Raw genomic sequence first — 24,378 nt, 5'->3', positions numbered from 1 at the left:
CGCGTCGGACCGGGGAAACCTCGTATGGTCTGGGGCGTGCTGGAGGAGATGCGGATACGGTCGCTCGGGGTCATCGACGACGCGGTGGTCGAGCTGTCGCCCGGCTTCACCGCGGTGACCGGTGAGACCGGTGCGGGCAAGACCATGGTCGTGACCAGCCTGGGGCTGCTGCTCGGTGGGCGTGCGGACCCGGCCCTGGTGAGGATCGGCGCGGCGTCGGCCGTCGTCGAGGGGCGGATCAGCGTGCCCGCGGGCGCGCCCGCCGCCGTACGGGCCGAGGAGGCCGGGGCGGAACTCGACGAGGGCGTGCTGCTGGTCAGCCGTACCGTCTCGGCCGAGGGACGCTCACGGGCCCACCTCGGCGGCCGCTCCGTGCCCGTCGGACTGCTCGCCGAACTCGCCGACGAACTCGTCGCCGTCCACGGCCAGACCGACCAGCAGGGCCTGCTCAAGCCGGCCCGGCAGCGCGGCGCGCTCGACCGGTACGCGGGCGAGGCCGTCTCCGGACCGCTCGGCGCCTACGGCGACGCCTACCGGCGCCTGAGGGCCGTCACCGGAGAGCTGGACGAGATCACCACCCGGGCCCGGGAACGCGCCCAGGAGGCCGATCTGCTGCGCTTCGGGCTCGGCGAGATCGAGGCCGTCGCCCCGCTGCCCGGGGAGGACGTCGAACTCGCCGCCGAGGCCGAGCGGCTCGGGCACGCCGAGGCCCTCGCCTCCGCCGCCTCCCTCGCGCACGGCGCGCTCGCCGGCAACCCCGAGGACCCGGAGTCCGTCGACGCGACCACCCTGGTCGCCGGCGCGGGCCGGGCCCTGGAGGGCGTGCGGTCGCACGACCCGGCCCTCGCGGCGCTCTCCGACCGGATGGGGGAGATCTCCATCCTGCTCGGCGACGTCGCCACGGAACTGGCCGGCTACGCCGACGACCTGGACGCCGACCCGCTGCGGCTCGCGGCCGTCGAGGAGCGGCGCGCGGCGCTCACCCAGCTCACCCGCAAGTACGGCGAGGACATCGCCGCCGTCCTGGCCTGGGCCGAGGAGAGCGCGACGCGGCTCGGCGAACTCGACGGCGACGACGACCGCATCGGGGAGCTGACCGCCGAGCGCGACCGGCTGCGCGACGAGCTGTCGGTGCTCGCCCAGCGGCTCACCGACGCCCGTACGGAGGCGGCCGACCGGTTCGCCGACGCGGTCACCGCGGAGCTCGCCTCGCTCGCCATGCCCCACGCGCGCGTGTCCTTCGCCATCGGCCAGACCGAGGACCCGGAGGGCGTCGAGGTCGGCGGCCGACGCGTCGCGTACGGCCCGTCCGGGGCCGACGAGGTCGAGCTGCTGCTCGCCCCGCACCCCGGCGCCCCGCCGCGGCCCATCGCCAAGGGCGCGTCCGGCGGTGAGCTCTCCCGGGTGATGCTCGCCGTCGAGGTGGTCTTCGCCGGGGTCGACCCGGTGCCGACGTACCTCTTCGACGAGGTCGACGCGGGTGTCGGCGGCAAGGCGGCCGTCGAGATCGGCCGCCGCCTCGCCAAGCTCGCCAGGACCGCGCAGGTCGTGGTCGTCACCCACCTTCCGCAGGTCGCCGCCTTCGCCGACCGGCAGCTGCTCGTCGAGAAGACCAACGACGGCTCCGTGACCCGCTCCGGCGTCACCGTCCTGGAGGGCGAGGAGCGGGTGCGCGAGCTGTCCCGGATGCTCGCCGGCCAGGAGGACTCGGAGACGGCCCGGGCCCACGCCGAGGAGCTGCTCGCGACGGCGAGGGCGGACGCGTGAACCGGCGCCCGGGGCGGGCCGGCACCTTCGCCGCCGCCCTCGGCGCCACCCGGCTCGCGTACGGGCTGCTGAAGCGCCGTCCGCCCGGCGGCCCCCACGCCTGGCAGCGCACCAACCGCGCGGGCCGGCCGGTCACCCTCCACGCGGGTCCGGCCGCCGCCTTCGGCACCGCCGCCGCTGTCCTGCCCACCGCCCCGGGCGTCGCCCTCGCGGTCGCCGCGGCGGCCGCGTGCGGGCGGTACGACGACCTGCGCGGCGACCACCGGCGCGGGTTCCGGGCCCACCTGGCGGCGCTCCGGGAGGGCGAGGTGACCAGCGGGACCGTCAAGCTCGCCGGCATCGGCGCCGCCTCGCTCGTCGCCGGGGCCCTCCTCAAGGAGCGGCCCGTCGACAGGCTCCTCGCCGGCGTCGTCATCGCCGGCACCGCGCACCTGGTCAACCTCGTGGACGTCCGGCCTGGGTACGCGGGACTCACCGTGCTCGGGCTCGGCGCCCCGGGCCTGCTGCGCGGGGCGCCCGCCGCCGCGCCCATGGGGGCCGCGGCGGCACTCCTCGGCGAGGACCTCGGCGAGCGGACCATGCTCGGCGACACCGGCGCGCACGCGCTCGGCGCCGCCGTCGGCGGGGCGATCGCCGCCGGGAACGGGCGGCTCGGGCTCGCCGCGCACGCCGCCGGACTGATCTCGGCGGCCGTGTGGGCGGAGAGCCGCGGCGGGGGATTCCCGCCGCGGGAAGGGGAACGCGTCCCCCCGTGGGACGCGGGCCGAGCGCCGTCGCGAGACGGGGGCGCGGACGAGGACTCCGTGCGCTCACCCATGTGAGTGAACCCGTGGGAGGGGTGCGTACGCCGGACGCGTTCCGCACAAGGGAACGACGCCACTTCGCTGCCGGAACGTGCGTACGGTCGGGGGCCCGGACTGGCATCCTTGGGCGCGTGACACAGCTCCGTACGGTCCAAGTGGTGGGCGGCGGCAGCGCGGGCAGCAGCGCTCACGTCCGATCACTCGCCTCGGGGCTGGTGGCGAGGGGCGTGCGCGTGACCGTGTGCGCCCCGGCCGAACTCGACCGCGTCTACGACTACATCGGCGCCGGCGCGCACTTCGTGCCCCTGCCGCGCTTCGGCGACCCCGCCGCCGTCACCGCCGTCCGCAACGCCTCCATCGGCGCCGACATCGTCCACGCCCACGGCCTCCACGCCTCCGTACGGGCCGCCCTCGCGCTCACCGGCGACGCCCGGGCGCCCCTCGTCACCACCTGGCACAGCCGCAGCCACCTCGACGGCGCGCGGGGCGGCGTCCAACGGCTCCTGGAGCGCAGGACCGTGCGCGCCGCCACCGTCGTGCTCGCCACCTCCTACGAACTCGTCGACCGGGCCCGCCGGCGCGGAGCCCGCGACGCCCGCCTCGCCCCCGTCACCGTGCCCGCCGCCCGCGGGCCCGTCTGCCTCCACGACGGCAAGGCCCGCGCCGAACTCGGCGCCGTCGACCGCCCCCTGCTCATGGCCGTCGGCGCGCTCGAACGGGGCCGCGGCTACCGCACACTCCTCGACGCCGCGCGCGTCTGGCGCGACCTGGACCCGCAGCCGCTCCTCGTCATCGCCGGCGAAGGCCGCGAACGGGCCTTCCTCCAGCGGCGGATCGCCGACGAAGAGCTCCCCGTGCGGATCATCGGGCGGCGCGACGACGTCGCCGAACTGCTCGCCGCCGCCGACATCGCCGTCCTCCCCTCCCGCTGGGAGGCCCGCTCCCTCCTCGCCCAGGAAGCCCTCCGGCTCGGCGTCCCCCTCGTCGCCACCGCCGTCGGCGGCGTCCCCGAACTCGTCGGCGACGCCGCGGAACTCGTCCCCTACGGCGACTCCGCCGCGCTCGCCGCGACCGTCCGCGCCCTCCTCGACGACGTCGAGCGCCGCATGGACCTCGGAGCGGCGGGGCGGGTCCAGGCGGGGACGTGGCCTACGGAGGACGAGACGGTGGCGCACGTACTGAGCGTGTACGACGAGCTGGCGGGGCGGTAGGGCGAGCGCCGCTTCCGTGGGGGCCCTGGCCCACCTCCGTGTGGGCAATCGTCCCGCTGGGGCGGGACGGGTGGGCACACGGGACGGCGCGCTCGGCCGCGCCTCCGCCCCCTGTGCCTGGACCCGCACCAGCAGTGCGCCGCGCGTGGGGTGCGGGCCCAAGGCGCGGAAGCCTAGGCCCGGCAGGGGCGCCGTTCCGTTGTGCCCACCCGTTCCGCCCCAGCGGAACGATTGCCCACAACGGGGTGGACCCACGGCCCCGTTCGCGGGGTGGGCGCCGCCCCAGCGGAACGATTGCCCACAACGAGGTGGACCCGCACCAGTGGCCCACCACGGCGGGGGTCAGGGGGTGTGGCGGCGGGCTCGGAGGGCGAGGGAGAGGGCGAGGACGGTCTGGGGGTCGTCGAGGTCGGTGCCGAGGAGTTCGGAGATGCGGGCGAGGCGGTTGTAGAGGGTCTGGCGGTTGAGGTGGAGCTCGCGGGCGGTCTCCGCCTTGCGGCCCGCGTGGGCGAGATAGGTCTCGAGGGTGGGGAGCAGCGGCGGCCGGGAGGTGCGGTCGTGGTCGCGGAGCGGACCGATGGCGCGGTCGACGAAGGCGGGGAGCACGGTGTCGCCGTGGAAGTGGAGGCGCCACAGGAGCAGGTCGATGTCGAGCCGCCGGGCGTCGTACCAGGGGAGGTCCGAGAGGCCCTGGGCGGCGGTCGCCGTCTCGGCGGCGTGCCGGAGCCCGGCCGAGGCCGCGGCCCAGCCGCCGGCGACACCGACGACCACGACGGGCGGATGGACGCCGGCGCGTTCCAGACCGGCCCGTTCCACTCCCGCGCGCAGCGCCGCGGCGACGCGGTCGGCGACGGCGGTGCGCTCCGACTCCGAGCGCAGGCCGAGGAGGAGGGGGACGCGCCCCTCCACGGGGCGGACGCCGAGGAGGACGGGGACGCCGACGGAGGAGAGCTCTTCGAGGACGGCGCGGGCGAGGAGCGCCCAGTTGCCGGACGGGGAGAGTTCCGAGGCCAGGCGCATGACCACCGGCAGGAGTGGCCCGTCGCCCGGCTTGAAGCCGAGGACGCGGGCCTGGGCGGGGGCGGCCTCGGCCGTGATCCGGCCCTCCGCGAGGTCGGTGAGGAAGTCGCCGCGGCCGCGGGCGGCCAGCTCCTCCTCCTGGCGGGCCTGCATGAGGACGACCGCGAGGAGGCCGGCGGCCCGCTCGGCGGCCATCCGGTGGACGGGGGAGAGGGCGCCGGACACCGCCAGGAGGACGAGGCGGGCGCGCACCGACGCCGAACCCGGGCCGCCGCCGGGGACGTCGACGAGGACCGTGCCGGTGGGCGGGCCGGACTCGCGGGCCGCCCGCTGGCCGCGGAGCCCGTCCCACACCTGGAGCGGGTCGGCGGGGGTCGAGTCGGCGCCCGCCGCGTACAGCAGCTGCCCGTCGGCGGTCTCCAGGAAGACCGGGTTGGCGGCGAAGTCGGAGAGGATGCGGAGGACCTGCGGGACCCCGCCGCCGCCGAGCAACGCCTCCGTGCACTGCCGGTGGACCTCCTCGGCCTGGCGCAGGAGCGCGTAGTGGCCGTTGACGATCTCGGTGTGGATCTCCTCCGTGACGGCGACGAAGGGCACCTCGCGGTGCAGCTGGACGAGGGGCAGGCCGGCCGTCCTGGCGGTCTCCACTATCGTCGCGGGCAGGCGTGCGAAGCGCGGGCCCAGCTCGACGACGAGGGCCGCGATGCCGCGGTCGGCCAGCCGCCGTACGAAGGCCCGCTGCTCGGCCGGCCGGGTCCCGAGCCCGAGGCCCGTGGTGAGCAGCAGCTCGCCGCCCTTGAGGAGTGACGCGATGTTCGGCACCTCGCCGGCGTGCACCCAGCGCACGGTGCGGTGCAGCCGGTCGGCGCCCGCGACGACCTCCGGGAGCCCGCCGCGCAGACCGGGGAGTTCGAGCGCCCGCTGCACGGTGATCCCGCCCTGATTGTCCATGGGCCGGGACGCTACCCGCGTCCGCGTTTCGGCGACATCACCCCACGGTCACGGCACCGGACAGTTCGTACATCAGGGCGACAACTCGTCGTGCGGTGACGGGAATTGCGCGACCCCCTGTCGATTGTGGCCTGTGTCACACGCGAGGATGCTCTCGCGCCATGGCAGAGAACCCCACCCCAGAGGTCCACCGGCTGAAGGCGAACTCGGTCGGTCTGGTCGGCGTCGTCTTCATGGCCGTGGCCACCGCGGCCCCGATCACCGCGATGACCGGAAACCTCCCCATCGCCGTCGGCTTCGGCAACGGCACCGGTGCGCCCGCCGGATACCTCTTCGCGACGCTGGTCCTGACCGTCTTCTCGGTCGGCTACGTCGCCATGGCCAAGCGGATCACCGCCGCCGGAGCCTTCTACGGCTACATCTCGCACGGGCTCGGCCGGATCGCCGGCATGGCCTCCGGCATGCTCGCGGTCCTGGCGTACATCGTCTTCGAGGCGTCCATCGTCGGCGTCTTCTCCTACTTCGCCAAGACGACGGTCGCCGACCAGCTCGGCGTCGACCTTCCCTGGGTCCTGTACGCGGCCGCGATGCTGGCCGTCACCGCCGTCCTGTCGTACTTCGACATCAACCTGACCGCCAAGGCGCTGGGCGTGATGCTCGTCGCCGAGATCGCGGTCCTCTTCGCCGTCGCCACCGCCGTCCTGATCGCCGGCGGCGGCCCCGACGGCATCCCCGTCGAGCCGGTCGACCCCAGGAACGCCTTCACCGGCACCTCCGCCGGACTCGGCCTCTTCTTCGCCTTCTGGTCGTGGGTGGGCTTCGAGTCGACCGCGATGTACGGCGAGGAGTCCCGCGACCCCAAGCGGGTGATCCCGCGCGCCACCCTGATCTCCGTCATCGGCGTCGGCCTCTTCTACATCTACGTGTCGTGGATGACGATCGCCGGGAACGGGCTGGCGGAGTCGGTGAAGCTGTCCGCCTCCTCGTCGCCGCTCGACCTGTTCTTCGCGCCCACCCGGAGCTTCATCGGGGCCTGGGCCGTCGACGCCTTCCAGTGGCTGCTGCTCACCGGCTCCTTCGCCTGCGGGATGGCGTTCCACCAGTGCGCCTCGCGCTACCTCTACGCCATCGGCCGCGAGGGCTTCCTCCACCCGGCGCTCGGCCGCACCCACGCCCGCCACGGCTCGCCGTACATCGCCTCGTACGTCCAGAGCGCGATCGCCGTGGCCCTCGTCGCCGCCTTCTGGCTGACCGGCCAGGACCCCTACATCCATCTGTACACCCTGCTCGCCATCCTCGGCACGATGGCCATCCTCATCGTCCAGACCCTCTGCTCCTTCGCCGTCATCGGCTACTTCCGCAAGAACCACCCCGAGGACCGGCACTGGTTCAGGACGCTCACCGCACCGCTGCTCGGCGGCATCGGCATGATCGCCGTCGTCGTCCTGCTGATCATGAACATGGAGACCGCGGCCGGACTCGCGGCGGACTCCCTCTTCTTCGCGGCCATCCCCTGGATCGTCGGCCTGGTCTTCCTCGGCGGCCTCGCCCTCGGCTTCTTCCTCAAGGCCAAGCGGCCCGAGCGGTACGAGATCATCGGCCGGATCGTCCTGGAGGACGCCGCCGAACGCCCCGCCGACGCGCCTCCCGCGCCCGCCCCCGTGCCCCAGAGCTGACCCACCCCGTCCCGGGTACCGTCCCCTCTTCCTCCAGGAGCGCCCCATGGCACGCACCCACCCGATGCACCTCCTGAAGCACCTCGCCGCCGAGCACGCCGACGCCCGGAGGCTCGGCCTCCCCGTCGACGAACTCCGCGGCATGCGGGCCGACGCCGTCGGCCGCCGCTCCCTCCTCAAGTACGCGGCGGCCGCCGGTCTCGCGGCCGGCGCGGGCACCACGGCCGCCGCCGTCCCCGCGGCGGCCGCCACCCCCACCCCGCCGGTCCGCAGCACCGCGCGGATCGCCGTCGTCGGCGCCGGGATCTCCGGACTCACCGCCGCCCTCACCCTCCAGGACGCCGGCCTGAGCCCGGTGCTCTACGAGGCCGACCCCGCCCGGGTCGGCGGCCGCATGTGGACGCAGCGCGCCCACTGGGCCTACGGCCAGACCTCCGAGATCGGCGGCGAGCTGATCGACACCAGCCACAAGAAGATCCTCGCGCTCTGCCGCCGCTTCGACCTCGCCACCGAGGACTTCCTCGGCGGCGGACCCAACGGAGCCGAGGAGGTCCTCTGGTTCGGCGGCGCCTACTACCCGCGCGACCAGGCCGACGACGACTTCAACGCCGTCTACCAGGCGCTGCGCCGGGACCTCTCCGAGGCGGGTGAGGTCACCTGGAACCGGACCACACCCACCGGCACCGCCCTCGACGACATGTCGCTGTACGAGTGGATCGAGAGCCGGGTCCCCGGCGGGCACGCGTCACGGCTCGGCAAGTTCATCGACGTCGCCTACAACGTCGAGTACGGCGCCGACACCACCGAGCAGTCCTCGCTCGCCCTCGTCCTGCTCATGGGCTACCAGACCAATCCGGGCAACTTCAACGTCTGGGGCCTGTCCAACGAGCGATACCACATCGTCGGCGGCAACGACCGGCTCCCGAACGCCGTCGCGGGAGCACTCGCCCCCGGAACCCTGCGCAGGGGATGGTCCCTGACCGCCGTCCGCGCCAACGCCGACGGCACCCAGACGCTGACCTTCACCGAGGCCGGCGCCACCCGGACCGTCACCGCCGACCACACGATCCTGTGCGTCCCGCTGCCGATCCTCCAGCGACTGGACCTCTCCCAGGCCGGCTTCGACCCGCTCATGCGGAACCTGCTGCGGGACGCCAGGATGGGCCACTGCACCAAGCTCAACATGCAGTTCGGCACCCGCCCCTGGCGCGGCACCGGCCCCTGGCCGGGCGTCTCCGCGGGCGACTGCTTCACCGACTCCGAGGTCCAGCAGACCTGGGACACCACCAAGGTCCAGGGCGGCACCGGCGGCATCCTCCTCCAGTACGGCGGCGGGAGCCTGGCCCGCGGCCTGAACCCGGCCGGCCCCTTCTCCACCGAGTCCGACCCGTACGTCCGGAACCTGGTCACCCGCTACCTGGCCGGTATCGACGCCTTCTTCCCCGGCACCTCCCGGGCCTACACGGGCCGCGCCCAGCTCTCCGCCTGGCACAAGAACCCGTACGCGCTGGGGGCCTACTCCTGCTGGCCCGTCGGCTACCTCCACCGGTACGCGAAGTACGAGGGGACCGCGCAGGGCAACGTCCACATCGGCGGCGAGCACTGCTCGTACGACTTCCAGGGGTTCATGGAAGGCGGCGCCACCGAGGGCGAGCGGGCCGCCCAGGAGGTGATCGCCGTCCTGAGGTGACCGCGCCCGCGGGCGGGATCAGGCCGCGGCCGGCGTGATGTTGTGGTTGAAGCGGAACACGTTGTCGGGGTCGAAGGCGGCCTTCACACCGGCGAGGCGGGCGTAGTTGCCGGCGCCGAAGCCCTCGACGACGCGTTCTCCGCCCTCGGAGCCGATGAAGTTCAGGTACACGGCTCCGGTCGACCAGGGCCGCGCGTCGGCCCGGACGTCCCGCACCCACCGGATCGCCCGTTCGTCGTCGGCGGGGTCCTCCCACACGCCGAACGGGTGCACGGCCCAGCGCGCGGAGCGCCAGGGGAGGGGGTAGTCGGCGGGGCCGCGGGCGACCTGGCCGCCCATGGGGAAGAGGACGTGCTGCATCCCGGAGGGCACGATCATCTCGTCGGAGCGGGCGCAGAACGCGCGCAGGGCCTCGTCGGGGAAGTCCGCCAGGTACTCGGCCGACCAGTAGTTCCGCATCCCCGGCGGGTCGTCGAGCATGCACTGGAAGTCGACGTACGGGATGTCCATGAGGAGCTCCACCGCCGGCTTCAGCGCGTACAGCGGCGCGGCGAACTCCCGGGCCGCCTCCGCGGTGCCGGCGTAGGTCACCAGGGCTCCGGCGAGCAGGGTGCCCTGGAGCTCGTCGGGGATGAACTCCTCGGGAGGCGCGTTGAGGTAGATCGCGCCGCCGCCGACCTCGTCCGGCGCGTCGGTGAGCAGGTCCCGGTAGGCATGGAGGACCTCGGGCCCCGCCTCGCGCGGGAACAGCAGCATCACGAAACCGAACTCCGGCAGCGGGTGCGTCCGCAGCGTCAGCGACGTCACCACACCGAAGTTGCCGCCGCCGCCGTGCAGCGCCCAGAACAGGTCCGCGTTCTCCTCGGCGTCCGCGTGGACGTGCTTCCCCTCGGCGGTGATCAGCTCCACCGCCAGCAGGTTGTCGCAGGCGAGCCCGAACTTCCGCTCCAGCCAGCCCGATCCGCCGCCGAGCGTGAACCCGCCGACCCCCGTCGTGGACGCCCGCCCGCCGGTCACCGCCATGTGGAACGGCTGGCACGCGTGGTCCAGATGCGACATGGTCGCCCCGCCCGAGACGCGTACGGTCATGTTCTCGGGGTCCGCGACCACCGTGTGCATCCGGCGCAGGTCGACGACCAGACCGCCGTCGTTGAGCGCCGAGCCGGCGACGCTGTGGCCGCCGCCACGGACCGCGATCGGCAGATCCGCCCCGCGGCCGAACAGCACCGCGTTGGAGACGTCCTCCTGCGTCGCGCACTGGGCGATCACCGCCGGACGGCGATCGATCATCGCGTTGAACACCACCCGGGCCTCGTCGTAGCCGGGATCGCCGGGCACGTACACCTCACCGGCGAGATCCTCGCGCAGACCGGCCAGCGCGGCGTCCGGAACGGTGGTCTGGGGAGCCATGAGAGCCCCCCTTTCGTACGGGGGGACGGGACCCTCCCATCGTAGGTCCGGGCGCCGCCCCCCGCGCGGGACCGGCCTCAGCCCCCGTACGCCCCGCTCGCCGTCAGCCGCAGCGCGGTGTCGATCAGCGGGACGTGGCTGAACGCCTGCGGGAAGTTGCCCACCTGGCGCTGGAGCCGCGGGTCCCACTCCTCGGCGAGCAGCCCGAGGTCGTTGCGGAGCGAGAGGAGCTTCTCGAAGAGCGTGCGGGCCTCGTCGACCCGCCCGATCATCGCCAGGTCGTCCGCGAGCCAGAACGAACAGGCGAGGAACGCGCCCTCGTCGCCCTCCAGGCCGTCGACCCCGGCCTCCTCGCCGGCCGTCGGATAGCGCAGCACGAAGCCGTCCTCCGTGGACAGCTCCCGCTGGATCGCCTCGATCGTGCCGATCACCCGCTTGTCGTCCGGCGGCAGGAAGCCCATCTGCGGGATCAGCAGCAGCGAGGCGTCCAGCTCCTTGGAGCCGTAGGACTGCGTGAAGGTGTTCCGTTCCTTGTCGTAGCCCTTCTCGCAGACGTCGTGGTGGATCTCGTCGCGCAGCGCCTGCCAGCGCTCCAGCGGGCCGTCGGCGTCCCCCGACTCGATCAGCTTGATCGTGCGGTCGACCGCCACCCAGGCCATCACCTTGGAGTGCACGAAGTGGCGGCGCGGGCCGCGCACCTCCCAGATGCCCTCGTCGGGCTGGTCCCAGTGCTTCTCCAGGTAGTTGATCAGCTTGATCTGGAGGAGGGAGGCGTAGTCGTTCCGGGACAGCCCCGTCATGTGGGCGAGGTGGAGGGCCTCGGTGACCTCGCCGTAGACGTCCAGCTGGAGCTGGTTGGCGGCGCCGTTGCCGACCCGGACCGGGCCGGAGTTCTCGTACCCCGGCAGCCAGTCCAGCTCCGCCTCGCCGAGCTCCCGTTCGCCGGCGATGCCGTACATGATCTGCAGGTTCTCCGGGTCGCCCGCGACGGCGCGGAGCAGCCAGTCCCGCCAGGCGCGGGCCTCCTCGCGGTAGCCGGTGCGCAGCATCGAGGACAGGGTGATCGCCGCGTCCCGCAGCCAGGTGTAGCGGTAGTCCCAGTTCCGTACGCCGCCGATCTCCTCGGGCAGCGAGGTGGTCGGCGCGGCCACGATCCCGCCGGTCGGCGCGTACGTCAGCGCCTTCAGCGTGATCAGCGAGCGGACCACGGCCTCCCGGTAGGGGCCGTGGTACGTGCAGTGGTCGACCCACTCCCGCCAGAACTCGGCGGTCGCCGCCAGGGAGCCCTCGGGGTCCGGTAGCGCCGGCGGCTCCTTGTGGGAGGGCTGCCAGGACAGCGTCAGGGTGATCCGGTCGCCGGGGGTGACCGTGAAGTCGGAGTAGGTCGTCAGGTCCTTGCCGTGGGTCTCCGCGTCGGTGTCCAGCCACACGGAGTCGGGACCGGCGACGGCGACCGTGCGGTCGCCGACCTTGTGCACCCAGGGGACGATCCGGCCGTAGCTGAACCGCATCCGCAGCGAGGAGCGCATCCGGACCCGGCCCGAGACGCCCTCGACGATCCGGATGAGCTGCGGGGCGCCGTCGCGCGGCGGCATGAAGTCGGTGACCCGGACCGTGCCGCGCGGGGTGTCCCACTCGGACTCCAGGATCAGCGAGTCGCCCTGGTAGCGGCGGCGGTCGGCGGGGGCCGGTTCGGCGTCCGCGGGACCGGCGGGTCCCACCCGCCAGAACCCGTGTTCCTCCGTGCCGAGCAGTCCGGCGAAGACCGCGTGGGAGTCGAAGCGTGGGAGGCAGAGCCAGTCGACGCTGCCGTCCCGGCAGACCAGGGCAGCGGTCTGCATGTCTCCGATGAGTGCGTAATCCTCGATGCGCCCGGCCACGTGCTTCACTCCAGTCGAACGGCCATGTCCGCCCCGCGGGGCGCTTGCTCGGACGCTCCGGCGCGGTGGTCCCGGCCGGGTGGTCCGTCTTCGTCAGCGGTCAAGGGATCTTCGACGAGCTCTTGGTCCGGGTGACAGGCGGGGTGGTGCCCTGGCCGGCCGGCTCGGCGGGCTGTGTCCGAGCAGGATACGTCGAGCCCTGGTGAGGTGGTGATCACACCGGTAACGACGTTGCTCCGATCAGGTGAACGAACCCCCTCCCCTCCTGGGCGGGCCCGGTAGACGTCACTTTCCCCTGGTGGGCGGGTCGCCCCGTCCACGGACCGAGGCCCGCCCGGCCGCCCGCGTTGCCGTGCGTGAACACCCGACTGCCGCGTGTGGCCGGAAGCGGTCTCCCGATGTCGCTGATACCCTGGTACCCCGTGGACCGGTGGGAAACGGCGAGAGCCGAGGACCCCGAAACCGCAGCGACGGCACCCCCCGATTCTTCCGGAGGGGACGCCGGTACGCACCTCCAGAACGCGACCACGGGAGCCCCCTCTTGGCGATGCCGCCCAACACCACGACGACCAAGCACATCTTCGTCACCGGGGGTGTCGCCTCCTCCCTCGGCAAGGGCCTGACCGCCTCCAGCCTGGGTGCGCTCCTCAAGGCCCGCGGCCTGCGGGTCACGATGCAGAAGCTCGACCCGTACCTGAACGTCGACCCCGGCACGATGAACCCCTTCCAGCACGGTGAGGTGTTCGTCACCAACGACGGCGCCGAGACCGACCTGGACATCGGCCACTACGAGCGCTTCCTCGACGTCGACCTCGACGGCTCGGCCAACGTCACCACCGGCCAGGTCTACTCGCAGGTCATCGCCAAGGAGCGGCGCGGCGAGTACCTCGGCGACACCGTCCAGGTCATCCCGCACATCACCAACGAGATCAAGTCCCGCATCCGCCGGATGGCGACCGACGACGTCGACGTCGTCATCACCGAGGTCGGCGGCACGGTCGGCGACATCGAGTCGCTGCCGTTCCTGGAGACCGTCCGCCAGGTCCGCCACGAGGTCGGCCGCGACAACGTCTTCGTCGTGCACATCTCGCTGCTGCCCTACATCGGCCCCTCCGGTGAGCTGAAGACCAAGCCGACCCAGCACTCCGTCGCCGCCCTGCGCAACATCGGCATCCAGCCCGACGCGATCGTGCTGCGCGCCGACCGCGAGGTCCCGACCGCCATCAAGCGCAAGATCTCGCTGATGTGCGACGTCGACGAGGCCGCGGTCGTCGCCGCCATCGACGCGAAGTCGATCTACGACATCCCGAAGGTGCTGCACACCGAGGGCCTGGACGCCTACGTCGTCCGCAAGCTCGACCTGCCGTTCCGCGACGTGGACTGGTCCACCTGGGACGACCTGCTCGACCGCGTGCACAACCCGGAGCACGAGGTCACCGTCGCGCTCGTCGGCAAGTACATCGACCTCCCCGACGCCTACCTCTCCATCACCGAGGCCATGCGCGCCGGCGGCTTCGCCAACAAGGCCCGCGTCAAGGTCAAGTGGGTCACCTCCGACGACTGCAAGACCGCGGCGGGCGCGCAGAAGCACCTCGGCGACGTCGACGCGATCCTCATCCCCGGCGGCTTCGGCGACCGCGGTGTGAACGGCAAGATCGGCGCCATCCAGTACGCCCGCGAGAACAAGGTGCCGCTGCTCGGCATCTGCCTCGGCCTCCAGTGCATCGTCATCGAGGCCGCGCGGAACCTCGCGGACATCCCGGACGCCAACTCCACCGAGTTCGACCCGGCCACCGCGCACCCCGTCGTCTCCACGATGGAGGAGCAGCTGGCGTACGTCGAGGGCGCCGGCGACCTGGGCGGAACGATGCGCCTGGGCCTGTACCCGGCGAAGCTCGCCGAGGGCTCGATCGTCCGCGAGGTCTACGACGACCAGCCGTACGTCGACGAGCGCCACCGCCACCGCTACGAGGTGAACAACGCCTACCGCGCGGAGCTGGAGAAGAAGGCCGGCCTGGTCTTCTCCGGCACCTCCCCGGACAACAAGCTCGTCGAGTACGTCGAGTACCCGCGCGACGTCCACCCCTACCTCGTCGCCACCCAGGCGCACCCCGAGCTCCGCTCGCGCCCGACCCGCCCGCACCCGCTCTTCGCGGGCCTGGTCAAGGCGGCCGTCGAGCGCAAGACGGGCAAGCCCGCGAAGTGATCAACACCGTCGGCCGACGGCGTTAACGTTGCCGGGGTACGGGTCCTCACGGACCGGTACCCCGGCTTTCGTATGTGGGAGGACCAGATGGAGCTGCAGGACACCCCGGAGGAGTGGCGGGTCGCCGCGACGACGACCCCCTTCCAGGGCAAGAAGACCAGCATCCGCACGGACGACGTCGTCATGCCGGACGGCTCGGTCGCCCGCCGCGACTACCAGGTCCACCCCGGATCGGTGGCCGTCCTCGCCCTGGACGAGCAGGACCGCGTCCTGCTGCTCAAGCAGTACCGCCACCCCGTGCGCCAGAAGCTGTGGGAGATCCCCGCCGGCCTCCTCGACGTGCCCGGCGAGAACCCCCTCCACGCCGCCCAGCGGGAGCTGTACGAAGAGGCGCACGTCAAGGCCGGCGACTGGCGCGTCCTCACCGACGTCTACTCCTCGCCCGGCGGCACCGACGAGGCCGTCCGCCTCTTCCTCGCCCGCGACCTCGCCGAGGCGGAGGGCGAGCGCTACGAGGTCTCCGACGAGGAGGCCGACATGGAACTGGCCCGCGTCCCCCTCGCCGACCTCCTGCGGGGCGTCCTCGCCGGCGACCTCCACAACAGCTTCCTCGTCATGGGCGTCCTCGCGGTCGTGGCGGCGCGCGCGGACGGTGGCGGTCTGGACGCGCTCCGCCCCGCGGACGCGCCTTGGCCGGCGCGACCTTTCGCCTCTTAGGCGGCGGGGCCGCGGGCCGCCTGTACCGGACCCGGCCCCCTCCGTGTGGCCACCCGCCGGGCCTGTCCCCGGCCCACCCCGTGTGGCCGTCTGCCGGCCTGTCCCCGGCCCACCCCGTGCGGGCGCACGCCGTGGGAGGCCGGGCCCTGGCCCGCCCTCCGTGTGGGCAATCGTCCCGCTGGGCGGGACGGGTGGGCACACGGGACGGCGCGCCTGGCCGCGCCTCCGCCCCTTGCGCCTTGGCCCGCACGCGTAGTGCCGCGTGCATCCGGTGCGGGTTCGGGCGCGGAAGCCTAGGCCCGGCAGGGGGCGCCGTTCCGTTGTGCCCACCCGTTCCGCCCCAGCGGAACGATTGCCCACAACGGGGGCGGCACCGGCCCAGCGGAACGATTGCCCACAACGGGGGTGGGGCCCGCCCCAGCGGAACGATTGCCCACAACGGAGCGGCACCGGCCCCGGTGGGGTGGTGTGACGATCGGTTGATCTGATCGGGGGATGTGTGGGGCGTGCTCCGCGGGGGTGGGCGGGTGGGCTGAACTACGCTCGGGAACGCCCGTGCGGAGCACCCCGCGGGATCGGCTCGTGCGCAGGTGGACGGGAGCGTGGCCCGTGACGGATCAGGCGGTGGCGGCGACGGGCAGCCGCCAGTTCTTCGGCCGGCAGCGGGAGTTGAAGGCTCTGCGCGCCGACATCGAGCGGACCGGCCTGGACACGCTGACGGGCCGCAAGGCGCCGAGGGCGAGGGTGCTGCTGATCGCGGGGAAACCGGGCTCGGGCCGTACGGCGCTGGCGGAGGAGCTGGCGGCGGGACTGGCGGAGCGGTATCCCGACGGGGTCTTCAGGGCCAGGCTCACGGAGCCGGGCGGCGACCCGGTGCCCACGGGCCGGGCGGCGCAGGAGCTGCTCGCGGCGCTGGGGGTCGAGGAGCCGCCGGGCGCGGCCGAGGACGAGCTGACCGAACTGGTCAGGGGCGCACTCGGCGAGCGCAGGGCCGTACTGGTCCTGGACGACGCCGTGGACGCCGAGCAGGCCGACCCGCTGATCCCGGACAACCCCGACGCCCTGGTGGTGGGGGTCTCGCGGGGGCCGCTCACCGGCATTCCGGACGTACGGCCGTGCACCCTGGGAGGGCTCGACCCGAAGTCGGCGATCGAGCTGCTGACGGCGTACACGGGTTCCGTCCGGGTCACCGTCGATCCGCAGGCCGCCGAGACGCTCGTGGAGGAGTGCGGCGGGCTGCCGGGCGCGGTGGTGCTGGCCGGGGGCTGGCTGTCGAACCGCCCGAAGGCGTCGGTCGCCGACCTCGCCAAGCGGCTGCGCGCGCTGAGCGGCGATCCGCTGGCCCGTGCCTTCCGCCTCGCCCACGAGGGCCTCGACGGGCCCGCGGCGCGGATACTGCGATTCCTGTCGCTGGCCCCGCTGGGCCGCGCGGACGCCCACACCGCCTCCGCGCTGGCCGGCTGCTCGGTCTCCGCGGCGACGACCACGCTCGCCGACTTCGCCGCCGTGGGGCTGGTCGCGGTCGGCGAGGACGGACAGTACGAGGTGCCCGGGCATCTCGTCCCCCTGCTTCGCGCCCAGCTGGAGGAGCGCGACCGGCCCGCCGAGGTGCAGCTCGCGCGGGCCCGGATGCTGGAGCGGACCGTACGGCTCCTCCAGTCGTGCCGTGCGGTCACCGAACCCGAGGGCTCGCCCGCCCGCCGGAAGCTGGCCGGACTGCCGCGGGCCCTGCGCTTCCCGAACGCGGCGGCCGGCGCCGCGTGGCTGGACTCACGGCAGCCGGTCCTGCTGGCCGCCGCCCGCCTCGCCGTCGCGGACGGCGAGCTCGACACGCTGGCCCGTCGGCTGGTCGCCTCCCTGGTCAGGGCGTTCGCCGCGCACCGGGGCGCGGAGGCGGCGGCGCCCGAGCTGTACGGGCTGCACCGCCTGGTCCTGGACGTGGCCGAGCGCCGCGGACTGCACCGGGAGCGCGCCGCGGCGCTCCTGAACCTGGCCGACCTCGACGCCCGCACCGGTCGCACCCAGGACGCTCTGCTGCGATATCGGTCGGCTTTGGACGCCGGACGCAAAGCAAATGACCCGTACGCGACCGGTCGGGCGATGGAATCCGTAGGTGGGGCCTACCAGGAGCTGGGGGACTGGCAGCGGGCCGGCGACTGGTACGGACGGGCGCTCGCCCAGCGCCTCGCCCGGGACGAGCGGGCCGACCAGGCACGGCTGTACGCCCGTCTCGGCGCCGTGCAGACCTACGCGGGCCGGTACGGCGAGGCCCTGAGGAACTGGCGGGCCGCCGCGGCGGGCTACCGGCGGCTGGCCGATCTCCCCGGCCACGCACGGGCGTTGAGCGAGGCGGCCCGGGTCCAGGAGTACGCGGGGAGGCCCGAGGAGTCGCTGCGGACCTGCGAGGAGGCGGTGGAGTGGGCCCGCCGGGCGCAGGACACCCGGCTCCAGGCGGCGCTCCAGCTCCGGCTGGCGGACACCCTCGACCGGCTGGGCGACCCGGCCGCCGCCGGTCTGCACCGGGCCGCGGCGGACAGACTGCTGGAAACGGAACCCGTGGCCTACGAAATCCGCAGTGGGTTCGAGAAAGATTAGTACTTTGAAAGGCTAGACACCGGGAACTCCTTCATTAGACTGGGTGCGCCGCGTTCGAACGTGGTCTGCCCCGGTGCGCTGCAGTGCATCCGGGTATGTATCGCAGTGCCCCATGTATCCCCCCTGATTCAAGGACCGTGATCGACGATGAAGGTCGGCATCCCCCGCGAGGTCAAGAACAACGAGTTCCGCGTGGCCATCACCCCCGCCGGTGTCCACGAGCTCGTCCGCCACGGCCACCAGGTCTTCGTCGAGCAGAACGCCGGTGTCGGCTCCTCGATCACGGACGAGGAGTACGTCGCCGCCGGCGCCGAGATCCTCCCCACCGCCGACGAGGTGTGGGCCACCGCCGACCTGCTGCTCAAGGTCAAGGAGCCGATCGCGGAGGAGTACCACCGCCTCCGCAAGGACCAGACCCTCTTCACCTACCTGCACCTCGCCGCCTCCCGCGAGTGCACGGACGCCCTCCTGGAGTCCGGTACCACCGCCATCGCGTACGAGACCGTCGAGACCGCGAACCGCGCGCTCCCGCTGCTCGCCCCGATGTCCGAGGTCGCGGGCCGCCTGGCCCCGCAGGTCGGCGCCTACCACCTGATGCGCTCCGTCGGCGGCCGCGGTGTCCTCCCCGGCGGCGTCCCCGGCACCCACGCCGGCGAGTGCGTCGTCATCGGCGGCGGCGTCTCCGGCTGGAACGCCACCCAGATCGCCGTCGGCATGGGCTTCCACGTGACCCTGCTCGACCGTGACATCAACAAGCTCCGCGAGGCCGACAAGATCTTCGGCACCAAGGTGAAGACGATCGTCTCCAACGCCTACGAGCTGGAGAAGGCCGTCGTCGAGGCCGACCTCGTCATCGGCGCCGTCCTCATCCCGGGCGCCAAGGCCCCGAAGCTGGTCACCAACGAGCTCGTCGCCAAGATGAAGCCCGGAAGTGTCCTTGTCGACATTGCGATCGACCAGGGCGGCTGCTTCGAGGACTCGCACGCGACCACCCACGCCGAGCCGACCTTCCAGGTCCACAACTCGGTCTTCTACTGCGTCGCGAACATGCCGGGCGCGGTCCCGAACACCTCCACCTACGCCCTCACCAACGCCACGCTGCCCTACATCGTGTCGCTGGCGAACAACGGCTGGGCCGAGGCGCTGCGCCGCGACGCCGCCCTCGCCCTGGGCCTCAACACCCATGACGGCAAGGTGGTTTACAAGGAGGTCGCAGAGGCGCACGGTCTCGAGCACGTCGAGCTGAGCACCCTCCTGGGCTGACCCGCGCGGCACCGCCGTCAACGCGTGCCGTCAATGCCGCACCCCCGGCCGGACCTTGTTCGACAAGGTCCGGCCGGCTGTGTCTCCGGCCACGCCGAAACGTTCGGGCAACTCGCCTCGAACGTAACCCTTTAACCGTTTCGCACACCCCTGAAACGTGTGGATGCATGGCTGCGCACCCTTGACAGAGAGGTGTTCGGTTGCCGACACATCGGGCCGGGTCCGGCGGATTGTGTTGCTGCGGAGTGGTGACACGCCATAGAGTCGCCAACCGTCGGCATGGTGCCACGCTGACCTATCGATAAATGTTCCTGGTGACATCCAAGGAGGTAAGACGACTTGTGAATGAGTCGACAATTACTCCCGGGAGCGGTGCGCCAGGTGCTCCGATCGGCTCCGTCGCGGTGCGGACCTTCGCGACGCACCAGCCCATGACGACAGCCCACACGATGAAGACGATGGACGGCCTACACGTGAACGCCACGGCCGGCAACGAGATGGGCCGAGAGTCCACCCACTTCGCCGCCTACGACGAGGTGCCCGAGGGGCACTTCTACGACCCCGACGCCGAGTACGAGCCCGACCCGGAGTACGCGGCCACCCTCGCACCCGACGCTGCCCGCCAGCGCCGCGAGCGGATCGGCCCCACCGGACGGCCCCTGCCGTACTTCCCGATCCCGGGTCCCCTGACCGACCACGGACCCGCGAAGATCATCGCGATGTGCAACCAGAAGGGCGGCGTCGGCAAGACCACGTCGACCATCAACCTGGGTGCCGCGCTCGCGGAGTACGGACGACGGGTGCTGCTCGTCGACTTCGACCCGCAGGGAGCGCTGTCGGTCGGCCTCGGCGTGAACCCGATGGAGCTCGACCTCACCGTCTACAACCTGCTCATGGAGCGGGGCATGTCGGCGGACGAGGTCCTCCTCAAGACCGCCGTGCCCAACATGGACCTGCTGCCGAGCAACATCGACCTCTCGGCCGCCGAAGTCCAGCTGGTCAGCGAGGTCGCGCGCGAGTCCACGCTCCAGCGCGCCCTGAAGCCGCTGATGAACGACTACGACTACATCGTGATCGACTGTCAGCCCTCGCTCGGCCTGCTGACCGTGAACGCCCTGACGGCGGCTCACAAGGTCATCGTGCCGCTGGAATGCGAGTTCTTCGCCCTCCGCGGAGTCGCGCTGCTGACCGAGACCATCGAGAAGGTCCAGGAGCGGCTCAACCCCGAGCTGGAGCTCGACGGCATCCTCGCCACGATGTACGACTCGCGGACCGTGCACAGCCGCGAGGTCCTCGCGCGCGTCGTCGAGGCGTTCGACGACCACGTGTACCACACGGTCATCGGGCGGACCGTGCGCTTCCCGGAGACCACGGTCGCCGGCGAGCCCATCACCACCTACGCGTCCAACTCCGTGGGCGCCGCCGCCTACCGCCAGCTCGCCAGGGAGGTGCTCGCCCGGTGTCACGCCGAGTGAGTCTGCCCGGCGCCGACGAACTCTTCCGTACGACCGGGGGGACGGCGCTCCAGTCGTCCTCACCCCGCCGGGCCGTCCCGGCCCCGGCGGGCGAGAGCGACCCGGCGGCTGCCGAGGGCTCCGCGGAGCACGCGGCGGCCGACTCCGAGGCGTCGGAACCACGGGTCCGGACGGCGGAGCCGGAGGGCGGCGCTCCCAAGGCCGCGCCGGCCGCGGCGGTCCCCGCCCCGGCGGCCGCGTCCAGGCGGCGCGGCGGCCGTACCCCGAACCGGCGGCCCAGCGGCCGCGAGCGCCACGACGAGAAGATCACGGTCTACGTCTCCGCCGAGGAGCTGATGGACCTGGAGCACGCCCGGCTGGTGCTCCGCGGCGAGCACGGTCTCGCCGTCGACCGGGGCAGGATCGTCCGGGAGGCCGTCGCGGTCGTCCTGGCGGACCTGGAGTCCCGGGGCGACGCGAGCATCCTCGTGCGCCGCCTGCGCGGCCGCTGACGGTAGCCTGCGGGCTGCCGCGCCTCCCGCTCTCCCTGGACCACCATGCACCACACCCCTGACGAAACGTCCCGCCCACCGCGCCGCCGCCTCCTGGGCCGCGGCCCGGGCGAGCCGGAGCCCGCACCGGCGGAGTCCGCACCGGCGGAGCCCGTGGGGGAGCGGGTACGGGCGGAGGAGCCGCGCCCCGCGCCGCTTGTGGCGGAGCCCGTGCCGACCGCGCCCGTCGTCGTGGCGGAGCCCGCGGATTCCGGGCCTGCCGTGCCCGCCCTGCCTGCCGAGCCCGCTCTGCCCGCCGAGGGCGCCGAGGGCGGTACCGGCGGGGAGGGGCCCGGCGAGGCCGGGGACGGGCGGTTCACCGTGCGCCTGGCGAACTTCGAGGGGCCCTTCGACCTGCTCCTCCAGCTGATCACCAAGCACAAGCTGGACGTCACCGAGGTGGCCCTGTCGCAGGTGACCGACGAGTTCATGGCGCACCTGCGTGCCCTGGGCCCCGACGGAGACCTCGACCAGACCACCGAGTTCCTCGTCGTCGCCGCCACCCTGCTCGACCTCAAGGCGGCCCGGCTGCTGCCCGCCGCCGAGGTGGAGGACGAGGCCGACCTGGCGCTCCTGGAGGCCCGCGACCTGTTGTTCGCCCGGCTGCTCCAGTACCGGGCGTACAAGCGCATCGCGGCGATCTTCGAGGAGCGCTGGGAGACCGAGGGCCGGCGCCATCCCCGTACCGTCGGGCTCGAACCGCACCACGCCGAGCTGCTGCCCGAGGTGGTCATCTCGATCGGCGCCGAGGGGTTCGCGAAGCTGGCGGTCAAGGCCATGGCGCCCAAGGCCGAGCCGCAGGTGTACGTCGACCACATCCACGCCCCGCTGGTCAGCGTGCGCGAGCAGGCCGCCGTCGTCGTGGCCCTGCTGCGCGAGCGCGGGACGGCGGTGTTCCGCGAGCTGATCGAGGACGCGGGCGACACCCTCACCGTCGTCGCCCGCTTCCTCGCGCTCCTGGAGCTCTACCGCGAGAAGGCCGTCGCCCTGGAGCAGGAGACCGCCCTCGGCGACCTCACGGTCTCCTGGACGGGCGGCGCGAGCGACCCGTCCGGGGCCGTGACCGACGAATTCGACCAGGAGGCCACCGCGTGAGCGACCTCAAGCCCGCCCTCGAAGCCGTCCTGATGGTCGTCGACGAGCCCGCCACCGAGGCCCACCTCGCCAAGGTCCTGGAGCGCACCCCGCGCGAGGTGGCCGACGCCCTGCACGCGCTGGCCGACGAGTACACCGTCCAGGGCCGCGGCTTCGAGCTGCGGCGGGTGGCCGGCGGCTGGCGCTTCTACTCCCGCCCCGCCCACGCCGCCGCCGTCGAGGCGTTCGTCCTGGACGGGCAGCAGGCCCGGCTCACCCAGGCGGCCCTGGAGACCCTGGCGGTCGTCGCGTACCGCCAGCCGGTCAGCCGTTCCCGGGTCTCCGCGGTCCGCGGGGTCAACTGCGACGGCGTGATGCGGACCCTCCTCCAGCGGGGTCTGGTGGAGGAGGCGGGCGCGGAACCCGAAACAGGTGCGATCCTGTACAGGACGACGAACCACTTCCTGGAGCGGATGGGCCTGCGCGGCCTGGACGAGCTCCCCGAGCTCGCGCCCTTCCTCCCCGAGGCGGAGGCGGTCGAGCCGGACTCGCTGGAAGGCGTTCCGACGTTCGATCCGGATGCACCGGATCGTGAGGACGACGACAAGACGGAAGTTTGATGCGAAGCAGCAGCGGCAGGAACAGCAGCGGAAACAACGGCGGGAGCCGTGGTGGCAACAGCGGCGGCCGCGGCGGCAGCAGCGGCGGCGGCCGTGGTGGCAGCGGCTCCGGTGGGGGCGGCGGCTACCGCGGCTCCGGCGGCAGCGGCTCCGGCGGCGGTGGCTACCGCGGCGGATCCGGTGGCAGCGGTGGCGGCGGCGGCTACCGCGGCGGCTCGGGCGGTTCGGGCGGCAGCGGTGGCGGTGGCTACCGCGGTGGCTCGGGCGGCTCCGGTGGCGGCGGCGGTTACCGCGGCGGCTCCGGCGGCTCCGGCGGTTCGGGCGGCTCCGGTGGCGGCGGTTACCGGGGCGGCGGCGGTGGCCGTGACGACCAGCGCCAGAGCAACCCGCGTCGGCCCCGCCCCGAGGAGCGCACCTACGACGTGAGCGGCCCCTCCGAGGCCCCGAAGAAGGGTCGCGGCTCCGCGGCCCGCGGCGGCGCCAAGGGCGGCCCCAAGGCGCCCCAGGGCGGTACGCCGCCCCGTCGCGGCCCGCACGGCCAGCGCCAGGCCCCGGCCCGCTCGCGCGAGCTCGACGCCAAGATCGAGCAGCGCAACCGTGAGCGGTACGAGGGTCGGCCGGAGATCAAGACCCCGAAGACCTTCCCCGGCGCCGAGCAGGAGGGCGAGCGGCTGCAGAAGGTCCTCGCCCGGGCCGGAATGGGCTCGCGGCGCGCCTGTGAGGAGCTCATCGAGCAGGCCCGCGTCGAGGTCAACGGCGAGATCGTGCTGGAGCAGGGCAAGCGCGTCGACCCGGAGAAGGACGAGATCAAGGTGGACGGCCTGACCGTCGCCACCCAGTCGCACCTCTTCTTCGCGCTGAACAAGCCGGCCGGCGTCGTCTCCACCATGGAGGACCCGGACGGCCGCCAGTGCCTCGGCGACTACGTCAACAACCGCGAGACCCGGCTGTTCCACGTCGGCCGGCTCGACACGGAGACCGAGGGCATCATCCTCCTCACCAACCACGGTGAGCTGGCCCACCGCCTCACGCACCCGAAGTACGGCGTGAAGAAGACCTACCTGGCCGCCATCACCGGCCCGCTGCCCCGCGAGGTCGGCAAGCGGCTCAAGGACGGCATCCAGCTGGAGGACGGCTACGCCCGCGCCGACCACTTCCGCGTGGTGGAGCAGACCGGCAAGAACTACCTGGTCGAGGTCACCCTGCACGAGGGCCGCAAGCACATCGTGCGCCGGATGCTGGCCGAGGCCGGCTTCCCGGTCGAGAAGCTGGTCCGCACCGCCTTCGGACCGATCGCCCTGGGCGACCAGAAGTCGGGCTGGCTGCGCCGCCTCACCAACACCGAGGTCGGCATGCTGATGAAGGAAGTCGGCATGTAAGGCCCCACGGCCCCGTCGCACGGAGAAGCCCGTGACCGCCTCCGCGGTCACGGGCTTCTCCGTGTCTTGGCACGGAATCGGGCTTGTGGCCGAGCTCCGTCCACCTTTATA

At 73.1% G+C, this 24,378-nt stretch carries 17 protein-coding genes; 14 read left to right on the top strand and 3 right to left on the bottom strand.

Annotated elements, in window-relative coordinates:
• Window positions 1-24: 24 nt before the first annotated feature.
• From recN to AB0424_RS11245, 3 genes are all read left to right on the top strand, one after another.
• A complete protein-coding gene (recN, locus tag AB0424_RS11255) occupies window positions 25-1,767 on the top strand; it encodes a DNA repair protein RecN (RefSeq protein ID WP_366304112.1) in 1,743 nt (580 codons plus the stop codon).
• On the top strand, window positions 1,764-2,588 hold the full coding sequence (locus AB0424_RS11250; RefSeq protein WP_366304110.1) for a hypothetical protein: 825 nt from the start codon (window positions 1,764-1,766) through the stop codon (window positions 2,586-2,588). Before recN ends, AB0424_RS11250 begins: the two co-directional genes overlap by 4 nt.
• A 113-nt stretch (window positions 2,589-2,701) precedes the next feature.
• Window positions 2,702-3,781: a glycosyltransferase family 4 protein gene (locus AB0424_RS11245; protein ID WP_366304108.1), complete on the top strand. Its 1,080-nt coding sequence runs from the start codon at window positions 2,702-2,704 to the stop codon at window positions 3,779-3,781.
• Window positions 3,782-4,123: 342 nt separating this feature from the next.
• On the opposite strand, the gene AB0424_RS11240 is transcribed toward AB0424_RS11245, so the two are convergent.
• Window positions 4,124-5,752, bottom strand: coding sequence for a PucR family transcriptional regulator (locus AB0424_RS11240; RefSeq protein ID WP_366304106.1), 1,629 nt, complete (start codon window positions 5,750-5,752; stop codon window positions 4,124-4,126).
• A gap of 161 nt (window positions 5,753-5,913) precedes the next feature.
• Between AB0424_RS11240 and AB0424_RS11235 the strand changes: the two genes are divergently transcribed.
• Both AB0424_RS11235 and AB0424_RS11230 read left to right on the top strand, forming a co-directional pair.
• Entirely contained in the window at window positions 5,914-7,428 is a 1,515-nt protein-coding gene (locus AB0424_RS11235) for an APC family permease (protein WP_366304104.1), read from the top strand.
• A 46-nt stretch (window positions 7,429-7,474) separates the two neighbouring features.
• A complete protein-coding gene (locus tag AB0424_RS11230) occupies window positions 7,475-9,118 on the top strand; it encodes an NAD(P)/FAD-dependent oxidoreductase (protein ID WP_366304102.1) in 1,644 nt (547 codons plus the stop codon).
• A gap of 18 nt (window positions 9,119-9,136) precedes the next feature.
• Here AB0424_RS11230 and AB0424_RS11225 read toward each other — a convergent pair whose 3' ends face one another.
• Window positions 9,137-10,528 (bottom strand): FAD-binding oxidoreductase, encoded by a 1,392-nt coding sequence (locus tag AB0424_RS11225; RefSeq protein WP_366304100.1) that lies wholly within the window; start codon window positions 10,526-10,528, stop codon window positions 9,137-9,139.
• Window positions 10,529-10,605: 77 nt separating this feature from the next.
• Window positions 10,606-12,408 (bottom strand): glycoside hydrolase family 15 protein, encoded by a 1,803-nt coding sequence (locus tag AB0424_RS11220; RefSeq protein ID WP_366304098.1) that lies wholly within the window; start codon window positions 12,406-12,408, stop codon window positions 10,606-10,608.
• A gap of 547 nt (window positions 12,409-12,955) precedes the next feature.
• Here AB0424_RS11220 and AB0424_RS11215 point away from each other — a divergent pair.
• The 9 genes from AB0424_RS11215 (at window position 12,956) to AB0424_RS11175 (ending at window position 24,267) form a co-directional block, all read left to right on the top strand.
• Window positions 12,956-14,614 (top strand): CTP synthase, encoded by a 1,659-nt coding sequence (locus tag AB0424_RS11215; protein ID WP_366304160.1) that lies wholly within the window; start codon window positions 12,956-12,958, stop codon window positions 14,612-14,614.
• Window positions 14,615-14,701: 87 nt separating this feature from the next.
• Window positions 14,702-15,331, top strand: a complete 630-nt coding sequence (locus tag AB0424_RS11210; RefSeq protein WP_366304096.1) for an NUDIX hydrolase — start codon at window positions 14,702-14,704, stop codon at window positions 15,329-15,331.
• A gap of 609 nt (window positions 15,332-15,940) precedes the next feature.
• Entirely contained in the window at window positions 15,941-17,926 is a 1,986-nt protein-coding gene (locus AB0424_RS11205) for an AAA family ATPase (protein ID WP_366304095.1), read from the top strand.
• A gap of 147 nt (window positions 17,927-18,073) precedes the next feature.
• Complete coding sequence (gene ald / locus AB0424_RS11200) at window positions 18,074-19,189, top strand: alanine dehydrogenase (protein ID WP_366304093.1); 1,116 nt, start codon at window positions 18,074-18,076, stop codon at window positions 19,187-19,189.
• A 449-nt stretch (window positions 19,190-19,638) separates the two neighbouring features.
• Window positions 19,639-20,664 (top strand): ParA family protein, encoded by a 1,026-nt coding sequence (locus AB0424_RS11195; protein WP_030212665.1) that lies wholly within the window; start codon window positions 19,639-19,641, stop codon window positions 20,662-20,664.
• The gene (locus AB0424_RS11190) at window positions 20,649-21,155 is read left to right on the top strand and encodes a hypothetical protein (protein WP_366304091.1); all 507 of its coding nucleotides are present in this window, start codon (window positions 20,649-20,651) and stop codon (window positions 21,153-21,155) included. Before AB0424_RS11195 ends, AB0424_RS11190 begins: the two co-directional genes overlap by 16 nt.
• Before the next feature lie 45 nt (window positions 21,156-21,200).
• Entirely contained in the window at window positions 21,201-22,289 is a 1,089-nt protein-coding gene (locus AB0424_RS11185) for a segregation/condensation protein A (RefSeq protein ID WP_366304089.1), read from the top strand.
• Entirely contained in the window at window positions 22,286-22,888 is a 603-nt protein-coding gene (gene scpB / locus AB0424_RS11180) for an SMC-Scp complex subunit ScpB (RefSeq protein ID WP_366304087.1), read from the top strand. The genes AB0424_RS11185 and scpB overlap by 4 nt, the downstream gene beginning before the upstream one ends.
• Window positions 22,888-24,267 carry a pseudouridine synthase gene (locus AB0424_RS11175; RefSeq protein WP_366304085.1) on the top strand — a complete coding sequence of 460 codons (1,380 nt, stop codon included), beginning with the start codon at window positions 22,888-22,890 and terminating at the stop codon, window positions 24,265-24,267. Before scpB ends, AB0424_RS11175 begins: the two co-directional genes overlap by 1 nt.
• Window positions 24,268-24,378: the final 111 nt, after the last annotated feature.

Origin of the sequence: Streptomyces sp. NPDC051180 (assembly GCF_040689545.1) — a bacterium.
In the GTDB taxonomy this organism is placed as follows: domain Bacteria; phylum Actinomycetota; class Actinomycetes; order Streptomycetales; family Streptomycetaceae; genus Streptomyces.
This window is presented reverse-complemented; position numbering and strand designations above follow the sequence as displayed.

Coding starts and splice junctions, on each gene's coding strand:
- recN (WP_366304112.1), top strand. CDS start 25: ATGGTCTGGGGCGTGCTGGAGGAGATGCGGATACGGTCGCTCGGGGTC.
- AB0424_RS11240 (WP_366304106.1), bottom strand. CDS start 5,752: ATGGACAATCAGGGCGGGATCACCGTGCAGCGGGCGCTCGAACTCCCC.
- AB0424_RS11235 (WP_366304104.1), top strand. CDS start 5,914: ATGGCAGAGAACCCCACCCCAGAGGTCCACCGGCTGAAGGCGAACTCG.
- AB0424_RS11230 (WP_366304102.1), top strand. CDS start 7,475: ATGGCACGCACCCACCCGATGCACCTCCTGAAGCACCTCGCCGCCGAG.
- AB0424_RS11225 (WP_366304100.1), bottom strand. CDS start 10,528: ATGGCTCCCCAGACCACCGTTCCGGACGCCGCGCTGGCCGGTCTGCGC.
- AB0424_RS11215 (WP_366304160.1), top strand. CDS start 12,956: ATGCCGCCCAACACCACGACGACCAAGCACATCTTCGTCACCGGGGGT.
- AB0424_RS11210 (WP_366304096.1), top strand. CDS start 14,702: ATGGAGCTGCAGGACACCCCGGAGGAGTGGCGGGTCGCCGCGACGACG.
- ald (WP_366304093.1), top strand. CDS start 18,074: ATGAAGGTCGGCATCCCCCGCGAGGTCAAGAACAACGAGTTCCGCGTG.
- AB0424_RS11195 (WP_030212665.1), top strand. CDS start 19,639: ATGAAGACGATGGACGGCCTACACGTGAACGCCACGGCCGGCAACGAG.
- AB0424_RS11185 (WP_366304089.1), top strand. CDS start 21,201: ATGCACCACACCCCTGACGAAACGTCCCGCCCACCGCGCCGCCGCCTC.
- AB0424_RS11175 (WP_366304085.1), top strand. CDS start 22,888: ATGCGAAGCAGCAGCGGCAGGAACAGCAGCGGAAACAACGGCGGGAGC.